This window comes from Paraburkholderia sp. J11-2 (assembly GCF_905220185.1).
GTDB lineage: Bacteria > Pseudomonadota > Gammaproteobacteria > Burkholderiales > Burkholderiaceae > Paraburkholderia.
The window spans coordinates 232,949-253,372 of record NZ_CAJMYY010000002.1; the positions used below are offsets into that span (position 1 = coordinate 232,949).

At 64.0% G+C, this 20,424-nt stretch carries 21 protein-coding genes; 4 read left to right on the forward strand and 17 right to left on the reverse strand.

Features of this window, described 5'->3' with window-relative positions:
* Positions 1–14: 14 nt before the first annotated feature.
* The 10 genes from U5A57_RS03300 to U5A57_RS03345 all read right to left on the reverse strand — a co-directional run bounded on the left by U5A57_RS03300 (position 15) and on the right by U5A57_RS03345 (position 9,633).
* The gene (locus tag U5A57_RS03300) at positions 15–350 is read right to left on the reverse strand and encodes a Rieske (2Fe-2S) protein (RefSeq protein ID WP_321908148.1); all 336 of its coding nucleotides are present in this window, start codon (positions 348–350) and stop codon (positions 15–17) included.
* Between the two features lie 3 nt (positions 351–353).
* The gene (locus U5A57_RS03305) at positions 354–674 is read right to left on the reverse strand and encodes a YciI family protein (RefSeq protein WP_321908149.1); all 321 of its coding nucleotides are present in this window, start codon (positions 672–674) and stop codon (positions 354–356) included.
* A complete protein-coding gene (locus U5A57_RS03310; protein WP_321908150.1) occupies positions 671–1,543 on the reverse strand; it encodes an intradiol ring-cleavage dioxygenase in 873 nt (290 codons plus the stop codon). The genes U5A57_RS03305 and U5A57_RS03310 overlap by 4 nt, the downstream gene beginning before the upstream one ends.
* A gap of 40 nt (positions 1,544–1,583) precedes the next feature.
* On the reverse strand, positions 1,584–2,651 hold the full coding sequence (locus U5A57_RS03315; RefSeq protein ID WP_321908152.1) for a maleylacetate reductase: 1,068 nt from the start codon (positions 2,649–2,651) through the stop codon (positions 1,584–1,586).
* A gap of 7 nt (positions 2,652–2,658) precedes the next feature.
* Positions 2,659–4,125 (reverse strand): aldehyde dehydrogenase family protein, encoded by a 1,467-nt coding sequence (locus U5A57_RS03320; RefSeq protein WP_321908154.1) that lies wholly within the window; start codon positions 4,123–4,125, stop codon positions 2,659–2,661.
* A 51-nt stretch (positions 4,126–4,176) separates the two neighbouring features.
* A complete protein-coding gene (locus tag U5A57_RS03325) occupies positions 4,177–5,196 on the reverse strand; it encodes a hydroxyquinol 1,2-dioxygenase (RefSeq protein WP_321908155.1) in 1,020 nt (339 codons plus the stop codon).
* 42 nt (positions 5,197–5,238) lie between these two features.
* On the reverse strand, positions 5,239–5,733 hold the full coding sequence (locus U5A57_RS03330; RefSeq protein WP_321908157.1) for a hydroxyquinol 1,2-dioxygenase: 495 nt from the start codon (positions 5,731–5,733) through the stop codon (positions 5,239–5,241).
* A 141-nt stretch (positions 5,734–5,874) separates the two neighbouring features.
* Positions 5,875–6,804 (reverse strand): LysR family transcriptional regulator, encoded by a 930-nt coding sequence (locus tag U5A57_RS03335; RefSeq protein WP_028204520.1) that lies wholly within the window; start codon positions 6,802–6,804, stop codon positions 5,875–5,877.
* Positions 6,805–6,921: 117 nt separating this feature from the next.
* Positions 6,922–8,196 (reverse strand): MFS transporter, encoded by a 1,275-nt coding sequence (locus U5A57_RS03340; protein WP_321908160.1) that lies wholly within the window; start codon positions 8,194–8,196, stop codon positions 6,922–6,924.
* A gap of 351 nt (positions 8,197–8,547) precedes the next feature.
* Complete coding sequence (locus tag U5A57_RS03345; protein ID WP_321908162.1) at positions 8,548–9,633, reverse strand: FUSC family protein; 1,086 nt, start codon at positions 9,631–9,633, stop codon at positions 8,548–8,550.
* On the opposite strand from U5A57_RS03345, the gene U5A57_RS03350 reads away from it, so the two are divergent.
* Both U5A57_RS03350 and U5A57_RS03355 read left to right on the forward strand, forming a co-directional pair.
* Positions 9,632–9,895: a hypothetical protein gene (locus tag U5A57_RS03350; protein ID WP_321908164.1), complete on the forward strand. Its 264-nt coding sequence runs from the start codon at positions 9,632–9,634 to the stop codon at positions 9,893–9,895. The two genes, U5A57_RS03345 and U5A57_RS03350, sit on opposite strands and share 2 nt — an antisense overlap.
* A 64-nt stretch (positions 9,896–9,959) precedes the next feature.
* Positions 9,960–10,970, forward strand: a complete 1,011-nt coding sequence (locus U5A57_RS03355; protein WP_321908165.1) for a glycosyltransferase family 2 protein — start codon at positions 9,960–9,962, stop codon at positions 10,968–10,970.
* Positions 10,971–10,978: 8 nt separating this feature from the next.
* Here U5A57_RS03355 and U5A57_RS03360 read toward each other — a convergent pair whose 3' ends face one another.
* The 4 genes from U5A57_RS03360 to U5A57_RS03375 form a co-directional block, all read right to left on the reverse strand.
* Positions 10,979–12,397 (reverse strand): MmgE/PrpD family protein, encoded by a 1,419-nt coding sequence (locus U5A57_RS03360; RefSeq protein WP_321908166.1) that lies wholly within the window; start codon positions 12,395–12,397, stop codon positions 10,979–10,981.
* A 107-nt stretch (positions 12,398–12,504) separates the two neighbouring features.
* Positions 12,505–13,188, reverse strand: coding sequence for an MmgE/PrpD family protein (locus tag U5A57_RS03365; protein ID WP_321908168.1), 684 nt, complete (start codon positions 13,186–13,188; stop codon positions 12,505–12,507).
* A complete protein-coding gene (locus U5A57_RS03370) occupies positions 13,181–14,539 on the reverse strand; it encodes an MmgE/PrpD family protein (protein WP_321908170.1) in 1,359 nt (452 codons plus the stop codon). Before U5A57_RS03370 ends, U5A57_RS03365 begins: the two co-directional genes overlap by 8 nt.
* Positions 14,536–15,948: an MFS transporter gene (locus tag U5A57_RS03375; protein WP_321908172.1), complete on the reverse strand. Its 1,413-nt coding sequence runs from the start codon at positions 15,946–15,948 to the stop codon at positions 14,536–14,538. The genes U5A57_RS03370 and U5A57_RS03375 overlap by 4 nt, the downstream gene beginning before the upstream one ends.
* 213 nt (positions 15,949–16,161) lie before the next feature.
* Here U5A57_RS03375 and U5A57_RS03380 point away from each other — a divergent pair, with 213 nt between their 5' ends.
* Positions 16,162–16,845, forward strand: coding sequence for a GntR family transcriptional regulator (locus U5A57_RS03380; protein ID WP_321908173.1), 684 nt, complete (start codon positions 16,162–16,164; stop codon positions 16,843–16,845).
* A 162-nt stretch (positions 16,846–17,007) separates the two neighbouring features.
* On the forward strand, positions 17,008–18,342 hold the full coding sequence (gene argG, locus U5A57_RS03385; RefSeq protein ID WP_110383903.1) for an argininosuccinate synthase: 1,335 nt from the start codon (positions 17,008–17,010) through the stop codon (positions 18,340–18,342).
* 508 nt (positions 18,343–18,850) lie between these two features.
* Here argG and U5A57_RS03390 read toward each other — a convergent pair.
* The 3 genes from U5A57_RS03390 to U5A57_RS03400 are packed head-to-tail and all read right to left on the reverse strand — an operon-like array spanning position 18,851 to position 20,414.
* A complete protein-coding gene (locus tag U5A57_RS03390; protein ID WP_321908175.1) occupies positions 18,851–19,336 on the reverse strand; it encodes a lysozyme inhibitor LprI family protein in 486 nt (161 codons plus the stop codon).
* Complete coding sequence (locus U5A57_RS03395; protein WP_321908178.1) at positions 19,320–19,880, reverse strand: lysozyme; 561 nt, start codon at positions 19,878–19,880, stop codon at positions 19,320–19,322. Before U5A57_RS03395 ends, U5A57_RS03390 begins: the two co-directional genes overlap by 17 nt.
* Positions 19,881–20,414 carry a PAAR domain-containing protein gene (locus U5A57_RS03400; protein ID WP_321908180.1) on the reverse strand — a complete coding sequence of 178 codons (534 nt, stop codon included), beginning with the start codon at positions 20,412–20,414 and terminating at the stop codon, positions 19,881–19,883. It lies immediately after the preceding gene.
* Positions 20,415–20,424 lie beyond the last annotated feature (10 nt).

Below are 20,424 nucleotides of genomic sequence, written 5' to 3' on the forward strand. Positions count from 1 at the left end.
CATACCTGGGCGGCTCATGCGCACTGCGTCACGACGTTGGAGTGCGCATCGAGCCACACGGGAATCGCATCGAGCTTCGCGCCTGCACACGGACCTTCGATGCACTGCCCGTCTTCAAAGCGAAACAACGCACTATGATGCGCGCACATGATCACTTGCGCGCGATACGTTGGCACACGGCCTGGCTCGTAGTCGAGCGGCACCGAGAAGTGCGGGCAGCGGTTTGCGTACGCCCACACGTCGCCGGCACGCCGCACGACGACGACCGGCCGCCCTGCCAGCGCGGCGTCGATCACGCGCGCGCCGCCATCGGGCACATCGTCGAGGCAACACAGGCTCACAGTCTGCATGACTCACACTCGTTGCTCAGGATTGCCAAGATTCCAGTCCCACGGGCGAATCTCGACACGTTCGAACAAGCCCGCCAGCGTATAGGGATCGTCGCGCACGAAGCGCATTACGTCGTCGTATCCTTCCGCCTCGATCACGAGCAGCGTGCCGTTGAGCGCGTTGCAATGCGGCGCGAGCGTCGAACCGCCCAGCCTCACGAACACGCCGCGCTGCGCGGCGGAGCGCAGATACGTGCGATGCCCCGCGCGCTCGCGCTCGCGCACTTCGCGCATGCCGGGCTTGTCGGTAGCGAATACCGCGTAGTAGCGCGTGTGCGGTCTCATGCGCGCTCCAGCACGAAGTCGTAGCGCGCCTCGCGAAAGCCGCCCTCGAAGCCAAACTGCTGCGCGGCCGAGTCGCCCGCGGCGCGCTCGCGATAGTCCACGAGCAGCGAGGGCTTCACGCCGAACACGGCATCCGAGTCCAGATACGGGTCGTTCTGGTTGAACAGGTGTGTCACGAGCGGGCTGTGGTCCGGCGCCGTAATCATGAAGTGCAGATGCGCGGGCCGCCACGGATGCCGCCCGGTGGCGTTGAGCATGCGGCCCACCGGACCGTCGGTCGGAATCGGGTAGCACACCGGCACGATGGTGCGGATCGCGTAGCGGCCTTCGGCGTCGGTGCGATAACGGCCGCGCAGGTTGCCGTGCGGCTGCGCGGTGTCCTGCCCCGAGTACATGCCGTTGTCCGCCGTCTGCCACACGTCGAGCAGCGCGTTCGCCACGGGCTTGCCGTCGGTCGTCAGCACGCGGCCATGCACGAGCGCCGGCGTGCCCGGGGTGAACGCCATGTTCTCGCCATAGGCGCGTTCCGGCATGCCGTCGATATAGAACGGGCCGAACACGGTCGTATCAGTCGCACCGGAAGCGTAGCGGTGATTGATCGCGTCGACGAGCATCGACACGCCAAGCGTGTCGGAAAGCAGGATGAATTCCTGGCGCACGACGTCGTCGCACATCTGGCCCGTCTCGGTCAAGAAGCGGATCGCGGCAAACCACTCCGCCTCGGTCGGCTCGACTTCACGCACGTAAGCATGCAAATGCCGCACGAGGCTTTGCATCAGCGTGCGCAGGCGCCCGTCGGGTGTGTTCGCGAACCGGGCCACGACCTGTTCGGTCAAGGCGCGTTCGGCCTCGGTGCCATGCATCGACATGGTTGTCTCCTTTCCTCTGTTTTGTGCGCCACGCGCTCGGCTAGCGCGGCGCCGCGCCTTCCCACGCCCGTTGCAGCAACGCGCGGATCGCCTCGCGCTCCAGCGGACGCGGATTGGGATAGGCATTCGTACATGCGAGATCGGCCGCTTCATCGAGTCCCGCTTCGGGCATGCCGATTTCCTTGAGCGACAGTGCAATGCCAAGCGATTCGTTCAATGCGTAGAGCCGCGGACCGGCTTCGTCCGCATGCGCGCCGCCGAGCGCGCGCGCCACGCGCTCGATGGCCTGTGGCGCAGCCGCGTGGTTGTAGTGCGCCGTATGCGGCAGCATGACCGCATGCGTTTGCGCGTGCGGCAGGTTGAACGTGCCGCCGAGCGTGTGGCAGAGCTTGTGATGCAGCGCCATGCCCACCGCGCCGAGGCAACTGCCCGCGAGCCACGCGCCGTAGAGCGCGCGGCTGCGCGCCGCTGCGTCGTCCGGGCGACGCACGACAACCGGCAGCGCATCGCCCAATGCGCGAATCGATTCCTCGGCCATCAGGCTGATTACCGGGTTCGCGTCCTGGGCATAGAGCGCTTCTACCGCATGCGCCATGGCGTTCATGCCCGAGGCCGCCGAAATACCGGCCGGCAGCGAGACCGTGAGCGACGGGTCGTAGATCACCGTGCGCGGCAGCACGCGCAGGTCGCGCCCGGTCTTTTTCAGGCGCCCTTCGGTGAGGCCGTAGATGGGCGTCATCTCCGAGCCCGCATAGGTGGTGGGCACGGCGATGATCGGCAGTGCCGATTCGAGCGCGATGGCCTTGCCAAGGCCGATGGTCGAGCCTCCGCCCACGGCCACGCAGCACTGCGCGTCCAGCGCCGCCGCCTGTTCGCGTGCGGCCCGCGCGACTTCCACCGGCACGTGCATGACCGCTTGCGCGTGGACGCCGGCGGCGCGCTCGCCAAGCAGGCGCGCGACTTCTTCCGCGAGCGGACGCTGCTCGGGCGTCGAGAGGATCAACGCGCGGCGCGCGCCGAGCCGGTCCACTTCCTCGGGCAAGCGCGCGAGGTTGCCCCAGCCGAACACCACGCGCGACGGCAAGCCCTGATAAACGAAGCGATCCATACGTGCCTCAACGCTTGAAGTGCGGGGGCACCTGCGCGTCCACGTTGACCCACACCGAGCGGGCCTCCGTGTAGTCGTGCATCGCCTCGAAGCCCATTTCGCGGCCGTAGCCCGATTGACCGACTCCGCCGAACGGGCTGCCCGGATTCACGCGCTTGTAGCAGTTCACCCAGCACATCCCCGCGTGAATCTTGCCCGCCATGCTGTGCGCGCGCGACAGGTCGCGCGTCCACAGGCCGCTGCCAAGCCCGTACTCGGTTCCGTTGGCAATGGCGAGCGCCTCCTCGTCGGACTTGAAGCGCAGCACGGTCACGAACGGGCCGAACACCTCTTCCTGTGCGATACGATCGTCCGCCGTCTTCGCCTCGATCACCGTCGGGCGCACGTAGTAGCCGTTGGCGAGTGCGGGGTCCTGCGGCGAGGTGCCGCCCGTGAGCACGCGCCCGCCCTGCTCGCGCGCCACATCCACGAATGCCTTCACACGCTCCAGGTGTTGCAGCGAGGTGAGCGGCCCCATTTCTGTTTCGGAATCCAAAGGATTACCGACACGAATCGAGGTGGCGAGCGCCACGAAGCGTTCGAGAAATTCGTCGGCGATGCGCTCGTGCAGCACCAGACGCGAACCGGCGATGCACGCCTGGCCCTGGTTGTGGAAGATCGCCCAGGCCGCGCCGTTGATGGCGGCGTCGAGATTGGCGTCGTCGAACACGATATTGGCGCCCTTGCCGCCCAGTTCGAGCTGCACGCGCTTCAGGTTCCCCTTCGAGGCCTCCACAATGCGCCGCCCCGTAGCCGTCGATCCGGTGAAAGCGATCTTGCCCACGCCCTCGTGCTCCGCGAGCCGCTGCCCGGCCGTATGGCCATAGCCCGGCACGATGTTGACGACACCCGCGGGAAAGCCGACTTCCGCCATCAGTTCGACAATGCGCAGCGTGGAAAGCGGCGTGATTTCCGAGGGCTTCAGCACGACCGTGTTGCCGGCTGCGAGCGCCGGGCCCATCTTCCAGCTCGTGAACATGAGCGGAAAATTCCACGGCACGATTTGACCCACCACGCCAATGGGCGCGCGCTGCACGTAGTTGAGAAAGCCTGTTTCAACGGGAATGACCGAGCCCTGGAGCTTGTCGGCCATGCCGCCGAAATAGCGGAAGCACGCCGCCGTGCGCGGAACGTCGAGCGCGCGCGAATCGCGAATCGGGTGCCCCGTATCGAGCGATTCCAGTTGCGCAAGCTCTTCACCGTTCGCTTCGATGGCGTCGGCCAGACGCAGCAGCAGCCGGCCACGCTCGGCGGCGGGTATCGCGGCCCACTGGGGGAAAGCGCGCGTGGCGGCGGCCACAGCCAGATCGATATCGGCGGCGGTGGCGGCGGCGATCTTCGTGATCAACGAGCCGTCGTGCGGGTTCAGCACGTCGATCGTGCCGCCTTCGACGGCGTCAACGAATCGGCCGTCGATGAACAATTGCGTTTGCATGAGTCAATCCTCGATTAATGCTTAGGCATGCTGCATAACTTCGCGGCGCTTTCAGAAGTCGACCGGATACGGCTTGAGATCGCCGCTCTCGTAGCGCTTGGGCAGGTCCGCGGTCGCGTTCTCCCACACGAGCAGCATCGAGCGCTTGGTCGAATAGCCCTGATGGCGGATATCGGCGGGCATGGCGCAGATGTCGCCCGCGCGCATGGTGATACGGGCGCGCGGCGCGCCGGTGTTCTTGTCGCCGATGTCCCAGACGATTTCGTCGGAAAGCTGCAGGAACCATTCCACGCGGTCGTTGCCGTGGAAAACCGGCAGGATGTATTCCTCCGTGGTCGGGCAAAACAGGCTCTGCCCGCATACCGAAGTGACCGAGGGGTTCCACGTCACGTCCGAGCGCGAGAGGTACTTGAAGAGGTTGAACGCGTGCAACTCGCATTCGAAGCCGGGCTCGGCGTGCACTTCGGGGTTGTCCTGAGGCACGTCGGCGAAGGCGCGGTTCACCGGCAGGTCGTCGCGCAGCGGCGAGTCGCCTTCGAGGCCCGGCATGCGGCGCGTGGCGATGCGCGTGCGCTCGATTGCGGCGTCGTTCTCGCCATGCTTGCGGCCGAATGCGGTGCCGGTTTCCTCGGGCGCGGCGAACGGGTCGAAGCCTTCGTTGGTCCAGTCGTGCAGGATCGCCTTGAAGGTCGCCATGATGGTGGGCGTTTCGAAGGTCTCGATATAGTCCACGCCGGCTTCCTTCATGATGCCGTTGAACGAACCGGCGTAGACGTCCACCTTGCCGTAGTGATTGCGCGTGCCGAACACGTGATCGAAATTCACCCAGCCGTAGAAGAAGCCCCACGCCACGTCGCGCATCATCGCGCGCAGGAAGGCGTCGGCGGGAATGGCGTGCGTGCGGGTCTGCCCTTTCGCAGGCCACAGTACCTTCACGAAGTATTCGTCGCGTGTGAATTCGAACGCGCCAAGCGTGTAGCGGCGATAGCCGGTCACGGCGTCGGGCTCGCTCGCGCGTACGGTGTCGGCGGCAAAACCTGCGGAGTGGTCGAGGGTTTCGAGGGTGGCCATTTGTGTCTCCAGTCGTCTCTAGTGATGGGTTGGCGCGTGTTTTCAGTGCAGGCAGATATCTGCCCACTTCTGCACGGACAGTTCACCGACCATGGTCTGCACGAGCGCCACGCCAGCCTTCTGCGCGCTGAAGCGATACGCGCAACCCGCCGGCAGCAGCGCCTGGTGTCCGCGGCGCAGCACCACGTGGCCCATCTTGCGGCCTGCGGGTTGCTCGCCCGCGTCGACCGTGCCCGTAGCGCCCTTGGGCGGCGTATCGAGCTTGATGAAGTCGATGCGCACTTCGCCATCCATCAGAATCACGAACTCGTCGTGTGCGCAGGCGAACCAGCGCGACTGTCCCTGCGTGCGCAGCACCTCGATCACGTATTCGAGGTTCTTGCCGACCACGACCTTTTCAAAGGGCGCCGAGTTTGCAGCGACTTCGAAGACGTTCGAGAAAACATAGTGGCGGGCGTCGCCGCTCGTGATTTCGATCTCGCCCTTGCGGTACTGCTCGAGCGAGCCGAAGAGGGTGTGGAACGACGAATCGGTCATGGCTGTCTCCTGTTTTGGAAGGTGTCGTTGGAAACAACTTTAGGAGCGCTGCACGGCGGCCACAACCGGCGGCCAGGCGACTACGGCATTCGCGTTTCGCAAATAATCGCGGCAGGCAAATCCAGCGGCCCGCCGCGAGCGCTAGCGCACCCAGCCGCGCTCGATCAACGGCACGTCCCATGCGGGCTCGGGGCCCAGATATTCGGCGAGAAATTCGACAAGCGCCTTCACTTTCAGGGCCTGGCGCTGCGTGGAGGGATACACGGCGGCGAAGCTCAACGCCGAGAGGTGGTAGTCGGTGAGGATCGGCACGAGCGAGCCGTTCAGGAGCGCCTCGCTCGCCACGAGCGTAGGCAGGCACACCACGCCGCCGCCCGTGAGCGCGTAGTCGCGCAGCAAATGCACGGAGTTCGAGCGGATCATGCCGGGCAATTCCATCTCCACGACTTCGTCGCCGCGCGTCATCGTCCAGCGGTTGCGCGAGGGATAACCCGAATAGAGCGCCGTGGTGTGCTGCAGCAATTCGCGGGGATGCTGCGGCGCGCCATGCTCCTCCACATAAGCAGGCGTGGCGCAGAAGAGCCGCCGCACGGAAAAGAGCCGCCGCTCGATCAGCGAATCGGAAATAGGCGGGAAGATCTGGAAAGCGACGTCGAAGCCTTCTTCGATCGGATCGACCACGCGGTCATTGACGATCACATCGAGCTGAATGCCGGGATAGCGGCGATTGAACTCGGCAAGCGGCGCACCGAAATGGCCCAGCGCGAAGCCCGGCAGTATCTGGATGCGCAGCCTGCCCGTTGGCGTTGCGCGCAGCTCGCGCATCTGGTCGGTCAGCTCGTTCACGCGCCCCACCACCTCGGCGCATTCACGATAAAACGCCTCCCCGACTTCGGAGAGGCGCACGTGCCGCGTGCTGCGATGAAAGAGCGGTGCGTTGACGAACTTCTCCAGTTGCTGGATGCGGTTCGTCACGACCGAACTGGTAACGCCGAGTTGCCGGGCCGCTTCCGCGAAACTGCTCGTTTCCGCGACGCGCACAAAAGCCTCGATGCTCAGGAATCGATCCATGCTCCTCTCTTCTTTATGGGTTCGCGCCCTCCCAGTATAGGGCCCGCTTCCCATCGCTCATGCCGCTGTGTCACGAGCGGCATGGCAAGAGTGGGCGACGTGGACGGCGCGCTTCGCCTACTCGGCCTGCCCCGCCGCGGGCAATGGCGCGGCGGCGGCAACCGTCTCGCTGCGCCGCAGCTTCGCGGGCGCGGTTTCCTTGAGCAAGAGGCTCACCAGGACACCGAGCAAAACTGCGCCAATCGGCAGCCACAAAATATTCTGGATACCGAAATGCGCGGCAACGAATCCTGCAAGCGCGGGCGCCACGCCACCTCCGAATATTTCGCCCGCGCCTACCACGAGGCCAATCGACGTCGACACCATGCCGGCCGGCGCGGCTTCGGTGGCAACGGGTCCCGAGAGCAGCGAAACGAGGCCCAGCGTGAAGAAGGAAGCCGCGAACAGCACCGCGAAGAGTTCGAGCGGCTGTGCACCGAGACCACGAAACACGATCAGCATGACAGCGGTGCCCACGAAGCCGAGAATGCTCGCCATGCGCCGGCCCAGCAGATCCGAAAGCCCCGGCAAGCCGAACTGTCCGACGAAACCGCCAAAGCCGATCGCCGAGGCCACGATGCCCATGCGCTGCGTGTCGAGCGACAGATACTGCGTGAGGTAGAGCGGCAGCATGGCGCCAAGCACGAACACGCCCGTCATGGCGCAGAAGAGCGCGACCATGGCCACGGGAATGTTGCGGCTGCGGATCACGTCGCGCCAGTGGCCGCGTTCGGCCTTTGCCGCGTGCGCGCCTGCGCCGGGCGACGAGGCGCCTTGCGGTTCCCGGATCACGCGATACATCAGCAGGCCGAGAATGAGGCCCGGCACCGAGACGAGCGCGAACACCCAGCGCCAGCTCATCACCCCCAGCAACTGCGTGGCGATGATCGGTGCAAGCGCGAGCCCGAACAGCGCGAAGCCGCTTTGCTGGAGCCCGAGATTGAAGCCGCGGCGCTTCGGGTGCGAGGCATCGGCCGTGGCGGCGAAGCTCGTTGGGCAAAACGAGCCTTCGGCCACGCCCATCAGTGCGCGCACGGCCAGGAGGCTGGCAAAACCGCCTGCGATGCCGGAGAAGCCCGAAAGCAACGAGAACGCGATGATCGCCGGAATCAGCACCTTGCGCCGCCCGACCTTGTCGGACAGGCCGCCCATGACCGCCGCGAACACGCCCCACGAAAGGCCGAGTATGCCGATGCAGTTGCCGACATCCTGCGCATTGAGGTTGAGGTCTTTCATGATGGACGGGAACAGCGGCGCGATCAGCCAGCGGTCGAGGCCCACGAGGCCAAAGCCCAGCGCCAGCAGCGTCACGGCCTTCCATTCGTAGGCCGTATCCCATGTGTTCGGTTTCATCTCTGTCTCCTTGGGCCGGCCGGATGCCGCGCCACACGCTCATGTTCGAAAACGGTGTGCGACGCGAGGTGTCACGCTGCAGGCTTGCAGGACGCCATCGACATCGACGCCGCAAAGATAGTCGCAAGCGAGGCGTAATCAGTACCGGATAACGCCCGAATACGTCATTTGCGAATCGCGAACAATCGGGCGCGCAAGGCCGGCGGCCAAGGCTGAAGGGAGGCTGCGACAGGAACGCGCCACGCGTGGTAGCGCGGCGCGCCCACCCCAGGAGAAGTACGGGTAGACGCTCGCGCCTGCGCCGGGCGGTATGCCAGTGCAGCGCCCAATACGTCTAAGGCATAGCCGCGCTCACGCCTTGCGCAAGTGCTCGGTATGCATGTCGCTCAAGCGGTTGAGCAGAATGCCGTAGCCGGTCAAATGCCCGAGATAGACGCTCGTAAACACACCCGTGGCGGGCAGCGTCTCGACCAGCGCATGCAGTTCCTCGCGCGCGAGCGGCGCCACGAGAAGACCCGGGCGTTCCACCCGCAGGTCGGCCTGTGAAGCCAGTTGCCGGTGCACGTCCACCAGGCGCGCGAGCCCACGCCGGTACGCGTCCTTCCATTGCGCGTCCAGCGCCTCGTATTGCGCGTTGAACGTGTCGAGCGTTTCGAGAAAGCCGACGATCGAATCGAATAGCTCGTGGTAGCACGAGAACAGCGGCAGCCGATCGCGGTTGCGCTTCAGATGCGGCGACACCCACGACTGCTCCAGGTCCGACTTGAGCAGATCGTGCGCCTGCTTCAGATTGCTGCTCGACACCCGCAGTGCGGCCGTCGCCGATTTCAGCTTTGCACGGTCCAGCGTTTTCGTTGCGACCTCGGTGAGCAACGCTTCGGCCTGCGCGTTGCCGTCGTTGACGAGCGTATTCGCCCAGAAGCCGTGATCGGGCGGAAACGCAATCTGCTGGATGATGAAACCGAGCAGCATGCCGAGCACCACGCCAATCAAACGCTGCTCCAGCAACGGTATGTGCTCGCCCGTGTACAGCACGAGCGTCATGGGCACGGTAACGCTCGTCATCTGGAACACCGAAGGCCTGATGCGCACGATCGTGAAGATCACGAGCGGCAGCAGGATCACCCCGAGCCACAAATGCGGCGCGGTCAGCCAGATCAGCAGCGTGCCGATCGGCATTGCCACGAGGTTCGACATCACGCGCTTGTAGAAGTAGCCGCGCGCCGCCGAGATGGAACTGCCGAGCGCGAGCGTGAGCATGGCCGAACCCGAGAGCGCGACCGCCGCTTCGGGATATCCGCACGCGTACGGAACGCCGAAGCCGATCCACATGCCGAGCGTGAGCTTCGTGTATTTCGCGAGTTCGGAGAGGGAAAAGCGGGCGAGCGCACGGCGAAACGGCGTGAGCGGTTTGTGGGCGTAGGAGATCGAAGCCATGGATGCCAGCGGTCGTGTCAGGCGGAGCGCCAATGTTAACGCGATTGACGCGAGTGTTCCGGCACTCAGTGCATTGACCAATCAATCCGGATTATTTTGCCGCCCGGATTTTCTTTCCGATTTGTCAGATAAAAGATCGGCGCCTTGCGCGGATGGCCGCCGCAAAAGGCTCTGCGGGCCGCCGTGCGCAAGTCGCATTCCTTCCGAATTATTTCCCATTTCTTTCGAGTTTTTTTCATTTACCGTCATGTCCAACGGATGAAGTTCGCATTACGAACCCGCTTTTTGCGAACGTCTCCGCATCCCTCAAGCACTGGGGTCTGCCCATGACGACAACAACGAAGGTCTCCATTTGCCTGCCGACGTACAACCGGCCTGAACTGCTCGTTCGCTGCATCGAATCGTGCCTCATGCAAACGCATGCGAACATCGAGATCGTGATCGGCGACGACTCGAGCGACGACCGCACGGCGCAACTGGTCGCCTCGCGTTACGGCAACGACCCGCGCATCGCCTACCGGCGCAACGTGCCCGCGCTCGGCCAGGCGCCCAACGTGGCCAGCCTCTTCGAGCGCGCGAGCGGAGACAAGATCCTCCTGATCCACGACGACGACTACCTGCTCGTGCACTGCATCGAGAAGCTGCTTGCGCAGTGGGAGCGCTACCCGGATCTCGAAGTCGCGTTCGGCGATCAATACGAAACCGACCATGACGGGCGCATCATCCACGCGGCCAGCGAGCGCATGAACATCGCTTATCACCGTACGGCCAGCGCGGCGGGCCTGCAAAACCCGCCGGGCCGCGTGGGCATCGTGCAGATGTTCCCCAACAACGGCTGGCTCGCGAATGCGGCACTCGTCAAGCGCATCGGCTACGACGACCGCTACGGCACCTGCTGCGACTACGTGTTCGGCACGCAGCTTTGTCTCGCCGCAAAACGTGTGTGCTACGTGAACGAATACGTCTCGTGCTATCGCATCACCGATGTTTCGGTATCCCAGGCAACACGCACGAGCATCAATGCGTCATCGATCTCGGCGTGGCGCTTTCTCAACGGCCTCGCGCTGCCGCCCGAACTCGAACCGGCCCGCAAGCTCGCCATGCGCCGGCTCGTGCCGATCGTGGTCTCGCTGCTCGCACGCAATCGCGAAGCACGCGCCGGGCTGCAGCTCGCGCTCGGCAATCTCTACGCGTACCGCTTCGGCTTCAGCCCGCGCCTTTACTACCACCTGCTGATGATCTGGAAGGCCACGCGGCGGCACGGCACTGAGTCCGTCGCCCTGTTGGCCATCAAGGACGAGCCTGGCGTGGATACTTCCCGAACGCGCATGCCGTAGCGAGCATTTCACGCCGTGAACAGCGGCCGCAGGTCGGCGACGTTCGCGACGTGCTCCAGCGCGTTGATCCGCTCGATCAGTTGTGCGGTTTTTTGCTGGCCGAGCACCGGCTCCATGAGATCGCGCGCCTTCTCGTTCACCTGCGCGACGCTCAGTGGGTTCTCTTTCGTGCCGGGCGGAAAGCGCGTGTAGTGGCTCACGGTGCGCCCGTCCGTCAACGTCACTTCGACGATGCCGCCGCGCGGTGCGGACGGGTCGCTCAGCTTCGGGTCCGCAACGACACTCACCTTCGCGCGCTGCGCCAGGATCTGCGGGTCGCGCATGAGCGCGGCGTCGTGGCTGTCCGCGAACGACACCGCGCCCTTCACGAGCGCCAGCGCCACCATGTGCTGGCAGTTGACGTCGGGCATCGCGCTGTCGCCGACAATGCCGATGGCGTCGGGCGGCACCTTCACCGCCACTGTTCGCACGTTGTCCGGCGTGAGCTGATATTGCCGCCGCAGCGTGAGCAATGCGTCGAGCGGGGATTGAATCGGATAGCCCACCGAATACGTCTTGATCGCCGTTTCGGTCACGAAGAAGCGGCTGCCGAGCTGGTCGATCATCGCCGGGGGCTGCGGCTTCGTGGAGAGCGCAATGAAGAGATTGTGCGTGCCGTCGAGCACGTCGGCCACGCCGGTCATGCCCGACTGCACCATGGTTGCCGCCATCACGCCATTGCGCGCGCCCATACCCGCGAAATCGAACGCCTTTTCGATGTGATCGCGGTCCTTCACCCAACTCCACAGCCCAGAAACCTGTTGCGCCGCGTAAGAGATCGCGTAACGCGTCTGGCGTTCGTCGAGCCGTGCAAGCGCAGCGGCCGCACCAAGCGCGCCGAACGTCGAGGCCGTGCCTTCCGCACTGCGATGTGTCGCGCGCACGAGGTCCGGGCCGAGCGCCATGAGAAGCCGGCACGCGGTGTCGTAACCCAGCGCGACGGCACGCACGAACGCCGCGCCCGATGCGCCCTGTGCTTCGCCTAGCGCGAGCGCGGCGGGCACCGTGGAGCAGCCGGGGTGCGCCTTCGTGACGGGCTCGAAGTCGTCGGTCTCGTCGGAGTGCGCGCACATGGCGTTGGCGAGCGCGGCGTTCACGGCGCTCGTGCGCAGGTCCGAGCCAACGACCGAAGCCTGGGGTGCGCCGCCAAGCGAACGGACGTATTGCGTCGCCAGCATGCCGGGTCGCATGCGGGAACCCGACACCATCGCGCCGATGGTATCGAGTATGTGGTTCTTGCATTCGATCAGCACGGCGTCGGGTAACGGCTTGTCGCGCGCGGCGACGATGTAGCGCGCGAGTTGCGCGGTGATGCCGGTGTCGTCGGGCGATGACGAAGGCGATACGTCGGCGGCAAATGCGTGCTTTGCGCCGAGGACAGGCAGCATGCTGCACGCCGCGGCGCACTGAAGCATGCGGCGGCGCGAGGGCGAAGGCGTTATTGGCATCTTTATCCGTTCGGAATCCGTATTGATATCGTTCTGCTAGCTGCGGCTCATGCCGTAATGGCGCCCGCGTCGAAACGATAGGCCATGAGCGCGGCCAGCCCGCGCCGTCCGTCTATCGAAGCCGCCGCGCTCGTAAAGCCGTGCTTCGCGAGCAAGGCCGCTTCGATGGCGTCGGCGGCCGCCTTGCCGGTCTCCAGCGCGCCCATGACTTCGCCCACGTTGCGTGCAAGCCCTGCGGCCTGCGTGGCGGCAATGCCGAGCGCGTGGCGCGTGCGCAGCGCGTCGAGCCCGAGAAGACGCGCTGCCGCGAGCGTCGCCCCCACGATGCCGAGCGACGCGGCCACGTTCCAGCGCGCGCGAAACGCTTCGTCGTCCAAGGCGGCCCCCAGCCGCGCCGAAGCGCGCGTACCGACCGCGACGGCAGCGGCGATGTCCTCATCGGTGGCCTCGAGAGACTCGCCCAGCGCAAGCGCTGCCGCAATGACGGGCGTGGCGGTCGAACCGGCATCCAGCGGGGCGAGCGCAGCGCCGAACTGCCACGCGCGCGAGCGCGCGTCGGCGGCCTGGCCAAGCATTTCGCTCAGCGGACTGGCATTGCGGGGCTGCGCAGCGCAGCGGCGCGCGTTGGCCACCGCGCTGCGCGCGGCCTCGAGTTCGCGTGCGCCTGGCTGCGCGACGGCAAGCGCCACGAATGCGTCGGCAACGGCGGAGTGAGCGGCGGGGTTATGCATGAACCAGATCCTTGTTAGGCGTGCACAGGGCGAAGAACGCATCGAGACCGGCTGCGCGCTCCACGTTCTCAACGGCAGCGGCAATACGATCCGCCGCGCCTGCGCCAAGTCGCGGGTCGATCAGCAAGCGCACCTTGTCGCGCAGTTCCTCGTCAGTCAGGGGTCGCGCGAGACTGCCGCGCGCGTGCTCGACGTGATGCGCGACAACGCTGCCGTCATGAAGCCGCGCCTCGATATACACCTCGTCGCGGTTCACGGCGGCGTCGGGCACAAGCGTTGTTTTCGCGCGCAGCGTCTTCACGTCGTCGCGCGTCACGCGGCTGTCCTCGTACTGCGCGAGCCCCACCTGGCCGTCGCACAGCGCGGCGGCCACGCCATGGATCGCGCTAAAGCGTGCCTGCAGGCCGTCATGCGGCTGCGGATTGCCCATCAGCTCGGGCACGAGCGGATGGCAGCGCAACACGATCGCGTCGACTGAAGCGGCATCCGCAATGCGGCCCGCAATCGCGAGGCCCGCGTCGATGGCCGGATGCGCGACGATCCCGCACGGATAGGGCTTATAGGTGTTGAACAGCAGTTCCCAGCGCTCGCCGAACTCGCCGTTCATGCGCTCGAAGTCCACCTTCGTCGAGAGCGATCGCGCGTAGCCTCCCGGCGCTTCGAAAATATCCGCAACCGCCTGCTGTCCGTACTTCGCGAGCCTTGCTGCGTCGATGCCGTTGGCAGCCGCTTTGCCGGGATGAAACGGCTTGGTCATGGTGCCGAAGGCCTCGCGCTGCCCGATGAACATCGAAGCCGCAATCGATACGGCCTCCTTAAGTTTGGCTTCGTCTAGCCCGAGCAATAGCGCCGCCGTGACTGCGCAGCCAATCACGCCGCACGTGCCCGTGATATGCCAGCCCCGGTCGTAGTGCTCCGGCGAGATTGCCACGCCCACGCGTAATTGCGCCTCGCATCCCAGCGCGAAAGCCGTGAGCGCCTGTGCGCCGGTGGGCCGCATTTGCGGCGCGAGCGCGGCGAGCACCGCGAGCGTGGACGCGGCGGGATGGATGACGGTGGCGAGATGCGTATCGTCGAAATCGTCCAGATGACCGGCGAAGCCGTTCGCCAGCGCGGCGAAATGCACGTCGGTGCGCTCAGTCCGGCCCAGCACGCCCGCCTCGCGCGCAGCGCCCAGATCGCGCGCAGCGGCGAGTATCGCCTCCACGCCCGGATGCATGCACGCGCCTATTGTTGTGCCCACAACGTTGATGAACGAACGCTTCGCTTCCTTCAAAACGCCGGCGGGCAACGGACGTTGTGCCAGCCCATACAAGCCCTGCGCGAACGCCGCGGCGATGGAACCCCTCATTGCGACAACTCCTCTAGACGGACACCGTTGGTTTTCGGACCCCACACGCCAACCGCCACGACGATCACGACCATGGCCGACGAAATCAGCAGGAACACGGCGGGCACGCCGTAGTGCTTGAGCAGCGCCGCCACCCAGAAGCCGACAAAGATCGAACTCACGCGGCTCCAGCTGAAGACGAAGCCCACGGCGCGCGCGCGGATGCGCGTGGGATACAGCTCGGCCTGATAGGTGTGGAAAATGCCGATGAGCCAGTTGTTCGCGATCGTGACCGCGCTGCCGAAAAGCAGGATCGGCACCGGGTCGCGTGCCTGGCCGAACATCACGCCGGCCACGGCCACGACGATGGCGCAGCCGACCAGCTGCCACTTGCGCTGAAAGCGCTCCGCGCACGCCATGGCGCCAATCGCGCCGAGCGGCGTCGTAATGGCGATCACCATGGTGTAGAGCAGCGAATGCGTGATCGTGATGCCCATCGAATACAACAGCACCGGCACCCATGCGCCGAAGCCGTACACGCCGAAGGTCTGGCAGAAGTTGAAGAGCGAGAGCATCACCGTGCGCTTGAAGTAGCGTCCCTGCCACATCTCGATCCACGCGCCGCGTGCCTGCAGTTGGCTCGCGTCCGGGCCATCGGGCGGTTCGGCGAGCGGCTTGCCGGTTTCGGCGACTACCTTGTGCTCGATCTCGTCGACGATCTGGCGCGCCTCGCTCACGCGCCCTTTGCTCTCCAGCCAGCGCGGCGACTCCGGCAAGCCGTGGCGAATGAACCAGATAAACACCGCGCCGGCCGCGCCGATGATCATCACCCAGCGCCAGCCTTCCATGCCGAGGAAGGTGCGCGGCACGAGCACATAGGAAATCACGGCGACCACGGGCACCGAAGTGAGAATGACGAGGATGCTGAACGCCGTGTAGCGCCCGCGCGCGTCGCGCGGCGTGAGTTCGGAAATGTAAGTGTCGACAGTGATGAGTTGCATGCCGATGCCCACGCCCGCCACGAAGCGCCAGGCGTCCATGCCCAGCGGCGAATGCTGGAAGGCGGCGATGAAGCTCGCCACGGAGTACGTCAGCATGGCAAACGTGAATACCACGCGCCGGCCAAAGCGGTCGGTAATCCCGCCCAGCGCCACGGTGCCGACGAACATGCCCGCGAAGAACGAACCGAGGAAGCTGGCGAAGCCGTTGACGTCGAAGAGGCCGGCGGTGGTGGCGCGGTACAGCCCGCTGTGGATCAGGCCCAGCGAGATATAGGCCGCCATGAACATCTCGTAGAACTCGAACCAGCCGCCCACCGCGATGCGGGCAACGAGCCCGCGAAAGTACCGCGTAGGCGGCAGCCGGTCGAGCCGCGCCGAGACGCTCGCCTCGACGTGCGTTGACCCGGCAATCTCAGTTCCCATGTACATGGCGTCTCCTTGCCTGACGGGCAGCCGATCGGACTTTGTTTTAGTGTCGACAGTATGAGGCAGTATATGGCGACATTTCGCGTTCTACCGAGATATTCTCGTCTTAGTGTATACACTTAAACAACTAGCCTGTGACTTCGAAAGCGAAGCCGACTCTGGATTTGTTACAATCGGCGGCGCTGCGGCCGGTCGCGGCGCCTCGGGGGAAAGCGCATGGATGAAGATGTCGACGTAATGACCGCCCCGGAGACGGGCGACCCGTCGAGCGTGGCCGAGATCGTCGACTGGGTGGCGCGCGGCATCATCGAAGGCCGGCTGCGTCCCGGCGACGACCTGAATTCAGTCGATCTCGCCAAACGCTTCGGCGTGAGCCGCACGCCAGTGCGCGAGGCGCTTTTCGCGCTCACGCGCGAGGGACTCGTCGACTGGTCGCCGCGCCGCCGCCCGCGCGTGGCCGCCATGCAGCTCAAAGAAGTGCGCGAAATCTATGCGCTGCGCGCCCTGCTCTACGGCCAGGTGTCGCTCGCGATCGTCGAGCACGCCACGGACGAGGACATCGCGGCGCTCTGGCGCGCGCATGGCAAGCTGGCCGAAGTCGCGGCCAAGGGCGACGTGGACGGCTACTTCTGGGCAAACGTCGCGTTTCGCGACGAGGAACTGCGCGTGAGCCGCAATGGCATCTTCAAGGAAGTGCTGGACTCCATGCGCATGCGCACGAACCGCCTGCGCCACCTGAGCACGTCGCTGCCGGGGCGCTTGCAGCGGTCGTGCACCGACCACCAGCGGCTGTGCGAGGCCTACGCCGAGCGCGACGGCGTGCTGGCCGCCGCGCTGAACCGCTCGATCGTGATGGGCGCACTGCATGCGATTGAAGCCGCGTGGGACAGCCTGCGCTGAGCACGCACCCTCGCTGCGCCCCTTTTTTATTTACGCGGATGCCGCGTCGAACGGGGCCTGCCGCCGTACCCGCCAGGCTTGCCGAAAGGCCAGGGATACAACATACTTGACGATTCGACCGAATTCCCTCCGCATTCTCGTTCTACCGGGTTCTTTCTGATCATGAGCACAATTCTTGAAAGCCTTCCGACCGGCCAAAAGGTCGGTATCGCCTTCTCCGGCGGCCTCGACACCAGCGCCGCGCTGCACTGGATGAAGCTCAAGGGCGCCGTGCCTTACGCCTATACGGCGAACCTGGGCCAGCCCGACGAAGACGACTACGATTCGATCCCGCGCCGCGCGACCGAATACGGCGCTGCCGGTGCACGCCTGATCGACTGCCGCGCGCAGCTCGTGGCGGAAGGCATCGCCGCCCTGCAATGCGGCGCGTTCCACATCTCGACGGCCGGCGTCACGTACTTCAATACGACCCCGATCGGCCGCGCCGTGACGGGCACGATGCTCGTGGCCGCGATGAAGGAAGACGGCGTCAACATCTGGGGCGACGGTTCGACCTACAAGGGCAACGACATCGAGCGCTTCTACCGTTATGGCCTGCTCGTCAATCCGGACCTGAAGATCTACAAGCCGTGGCTCGACCAGCAGTTCATCGACGAACTCGGCGGCCGCTCGGAAATGTCCGAGTTCATGCGCCAGTCGGGCTTCGAGTACAAGATGTCGGCTGAAAAGGCTTACTCGACCGACTCGAACCTGCTCGGCGCCACGCACGAAGCGAAGGACCTCGAGAGCCTCGAAAGCGGCATCAAGATCGTGAACCCGATCATGGGCGTGGCGTTCTGGCGCGACGACGTCAAGATCGACCGCGAAGAAGTGACGATCCGCTTCGAGGAAGGCCAGCCGGTCGCGCTGAACGGCCAGACTTTCCCGAACGCCGTGGAACTGCTGCTCGAAGCGAATCGCATCGGCGGCCGTCATGGTCTGGGCATGAGCGACCAGATCGAGAACCGCATCATCGAGGCGAAGAGCCGCGGCATCTATGAAGCCCCGGGCCTGGCGCTGCTCTACATCGCGTACGAGCGCCTCGTGACGGGCATCCACAACGAAGACACCATCGAGCAGTACCGCGAGAACGGCCGCCGTCTGGGCCGCCTGCTGTACCAGGGCCGCTGGTTCGACCCGCAAGCCATCATGCTGCGTGAAACGGCCCAGCACTGGGTGGCGCGCGCCATCACCGGCGAAGTGAAGATCGAACTGCGCCGCGGCAACGACTACTCGATCCTCAGCACGAAGTCGGACAACCTCACGTATCAGCCGGAGCGTCTGTCGATGGAGAAGGTCGCCTCGACGTTCTCGCCGCGCGACCGTATCGGCCAGCTCACGATGCGCAACCTCGACATCACCGACACGCGCGAGAAACTGCGCGTTTACTCGAAGGTCGGCCTGCTCGCGCCGGGTGCGGCTTATACGCTGCCGCAACTGAACGACGAGAAGAAGTAAGGGGTCGTCGCTTGATGAAGAAAGGGAAGGCACTGCGCCTTCCCTTTTTTTATGGCTTCGCGGGGTGGTATCTGGCGTTCGAGTTACCCACAGATTGTGGTGACAAAGCAGCTCCACGTCACAACGGCTAGCGCCACCTCGCCATGAAACCGTCGCCGGACGAGTTGCCCCTCTACCAACGCGCCACGATTCAGCATGAACGCCATCCCCTGGTGATAGGGCTAGACATCAAACGGCTTACTCTTCCGGTCCGCCAGCACCGGGGCAGCAAAAAGCGAACAGGTCAGTATTCGCACGCCCTCCAGCAGTTGTGGCCGGGCAGCATCCTTGAGGTCAATCATCAGCAGCGAGCGGAATGCAGGAAGAGCGCCGCGAGCTTGCAGCGATGCTCCCCGATGTAGCCCTCGATGCCGGCCGCAATCCGCTGCCACGTAGTATGGATTTGCTCTTCGTTTTCATGGAAATCACACCCTGTGATTTTTCCATTCGCATACTCGCAAACTGCCAATCAATTTTTTAATAGATCGTCTAGTTCCTTCACACGACTGTTCGTGATATTCGCCATACATTCCCAAAAGAATATCTCGCGTTCGGCCGCTTCACCCATGGCGTAGGTTTCGCTATAGCATTCGTTATCACGATACGTATACCACGCGTTTTGCGCTTTCTCGAAGTAAGGCGATGCCGCTGGGTCGCCGGTAGTTTTAAGTGACTTATCGCCTTTCTCGTTCATCAGGCGTACCGTTTTAAGCCTTTTGTCTAGTTGGTTGCTCGACTTGTTGAACTTTAAGTGGGAACACTGTCCCAGATCCTCGTTACTCGCATGCTCGCCTGAGTCGCACATATGTGCGACCTCGGCGGCGGATCGTCCCGAAAAGTAGGCTTCAGGCGATTTGAAGTAGTGGTAGTCAAATTCCCCAGAATAGACAGTCTTCGCACTCGCAAAGATCGGGAGAATCGCCAGAGCACATATAATGTCAGTGTGACGAATCATAAACTCCCGCCTCGAACATTTCCGCCTCACGATGACGACGCCTGAGTAAGCCCTTCACAGGATGACCTTTCGATGTCGCATACGTCCTCATCTTGTCGCCGACTTTGTTGTATTGTCCGGTATTGACAAAATCTAGCATCCCGTTTCCGTGTCGCTGCAAGTTATACATGAAACATACCAAGGCATCATACTCAAACTGAAACAGCGGCACCTTAACGGTGTCGTTGATTATCCCCTCAGCCCATCCGATATCTTGTCGAAGAAGTGCCTCCGCTTGCGGCTCCGTAATGCGCTTAAGAAAGGGCTTCTCGAACACAGCGCCGGAGATTTTTCCTAAGTGGACCAGATGGCCGTATCCGACCGTAGCGTTCCCGTCCTTACTTCCGTCTTTGTCATACATCGTTGCACTATACGCTTCCCAACCCTCAAGAAATCTAATGCCGTCTTCCGACATTTTCCACGGTTTACACAAACGCTGCGTATACGCTGTGACGTTTGAGTTCGGATCGGTGTTCGTTTTTACCGTACAAAGTGCGTCAGACATTTACGCCTCCTGTCTGTGACCAAGATAGAGTTTGATGGATTGAACGCCGTCCGTTTCGTAGCGCTCGGTGTGTCCGCGTGAATCAGTTACGCCGTGTCGTAGTTCGCGCGAAGACATGCGAACGGTGTAGTACGTGTCTGCGAGCGGTGAACCCTTCGCGTCGCAAAGCGTGAACTGTTCGTCATACCTGCCGGGATTTCCGCCAGCCATCAATTGGCCTGCGCCTGTTGCTTCCCCCAACTCATGCACCTCGAACACATGCCAGGCGCTCTTCTGCGACGCAAGAAGCACAGGCGGCGGATCGCACTTGCACAAGCAGATATCGCCCTCCAGGGCCTGCTGCTTGCCCATCATCGTTGCTGTTCGATGTGGCCCCTTCCAACCAATCACGCCTTCCGAGTTGCATGCGCAACTCCATATCTTCGCGCCGATGAACGTCATTGGCGTACCGTGGTGTGTACAGGTTTCGATGCCTTCGAGCACGACGCCGCCAGCCGTTGTTTTGTCACCCTTCTTCAGAATGGCTCGCCTCATTCGACACCTC

Excerpts from the sequence above, each read along its gene's own strand:
- U5A57_RS03300 (WP_321908148.1), bottom strand. The coding sequence starts at position 350 with ATGCAGACTGTGAGCCTGTGTTGCCTCGACGATGTGCCCGATGGCGGC.
- U5A57_RS03305 (WP_321908149.1), bottom strand. The coding sequence starts at position 674 with ATGAGACCGCACACGCGCTACTACGCGGTATTCGCTACCGACAAGCCC.
- U5A57_RS03310 (WP_321908150.1), bottom strand. The coding sequence starts at position 1,543 with ATGTCGATGCATGGCACCGAGGCCGAACGCGCCTTGACCGAACAGGTC.
- U5A57_RS03315 (WP_321908152.1), bottom strand. The coding sequence starts at position 2,651 with ATGGATCGCTTCGTTTATCAGGGCTTGCCGTCGCGCGTGGTGTTCGGC.
- U5A57_RS03320 (WP_321908154.1), bottom strand. The coding sequence starts at position 4,125 with ATGCAAACGCAATTGTTCATCGACGGCCGATTCGTTGACGCCGTCGAA.
- U5A57_RS03325 (WP_321908155.1), bottom strand. The coding sequence starts at position 5,196 with ATGGCCACCCTCGAAACCCTCGACCACTCCGCAGGTTTTGCCGCCGAC.
- U5A57_RS03330 (WP_321908157.1), bottom strand. The coding sequence starts at position 5,733 with ATGACCGATTCGTCGTTCCACACCCTCTTCGGCTCGCTCGAGCAGTAC.
- U5A57_RS03335 (WP_028204520.1), bottom strand. The coding sequence starts at position 6,804 with ATGGATCGATTCCTGAGCATCGAGGCTTTTGTGCGCGTCGCGGAAACG.
- U5A57_RS03340 (WP_321908160.1), bottom strand. The coding sequence starts at position 8,196 with ATGAAACCGAACACATGGGATACGGCCTACGAATGGAAGGCCGTGACG.
- U5A57_RS03350 (WP_321908164.1), top strand. The coding sequence starts at position 9,632 with ATGGATGCCAGCGGTCGTGTCAGGCGGAGCGCCAATGTTAACGCGATT.
- U5A57_RS03345 (WP_321908162.1), bottom strand. The coding sequence starts at position 9,633 with ATGGCTTCGATCTCCTACGCCCACAAACCGCTCACGCCGTTTCGCCGT.
- U5A57_RS03355 (WP_321908165.1), top strand. The coding sequence starts at position 9,960 with ATGACGACAACAACGAAGGTCTCCATTTGCCTGCCGACGTACAACCGG.
- U5A57_RS03360 (WP_321908166.1), bottom strand. The coding sequence starts at position 12,397 with ATGCTGCCTGTCCTCGGCGCAAAGCACGCATTTGCCGCCGACGTATCG.
- U5A57_RS03365 (WP_321908168.1), bottom strand. The coding sequence starts at position 13,188 with ATGCATAACCCCGCCGCTCACTCCGCCGTTGCCGACGCATTCGTGGCG.
- U5A57_RS03370 (WP_321908170.1), bottom strand. The coding sequence starts at position 14,539 with ATGAGGGGTTCCATCGCCGCGGCGTTCGCGCAGGGCTTGTATGGGCTG.
- U5A57_RS03375 (WP_321908172.1), bottom strand. The coding sequence starts at position 15,948 with ATGTACATGGGAACTGAGATTGCCGGGTCAACGCACGTCGAGGCGAGC.
- U5A57_RS03380 (WP_321908173.1), top strand. The coding sequence starts at position 16,162 with ATGGATGAAGATGTCGACGTAATGACCGCCCCGGAGACGGGCGACCCG.
- argG (WP_110383903.1), top strand. The coding sequence starts at position 17,008 with ATGAGCACAATTCTTGAAAGCCTTCCGACCGGCCAAAAGGTCGGTATC.
- U5A57_RS03390 (WP_321908175.1), bottom strand. The coding sequence starts at position 19,336 with ATGATTCGTCACACTGACATTATATGTGCTCTGGCGATTCTCCCGATC.
- U5A57_RS03395 (WP_321908178.1), bottom strand. The coding sequence starts at position 19,880 with ATGTCTGACGCACTTTGTACGGTAAAAACGAACACCGATCCGAACTCA.
- U5A57_RS03400 (WP_321908180.1), bottom strand. The coding sequence starts at position 20,414 with ATGAGGCGAGCCATTCTGAAGAAGGGTGACAAAACAACGGCTGGCGGC.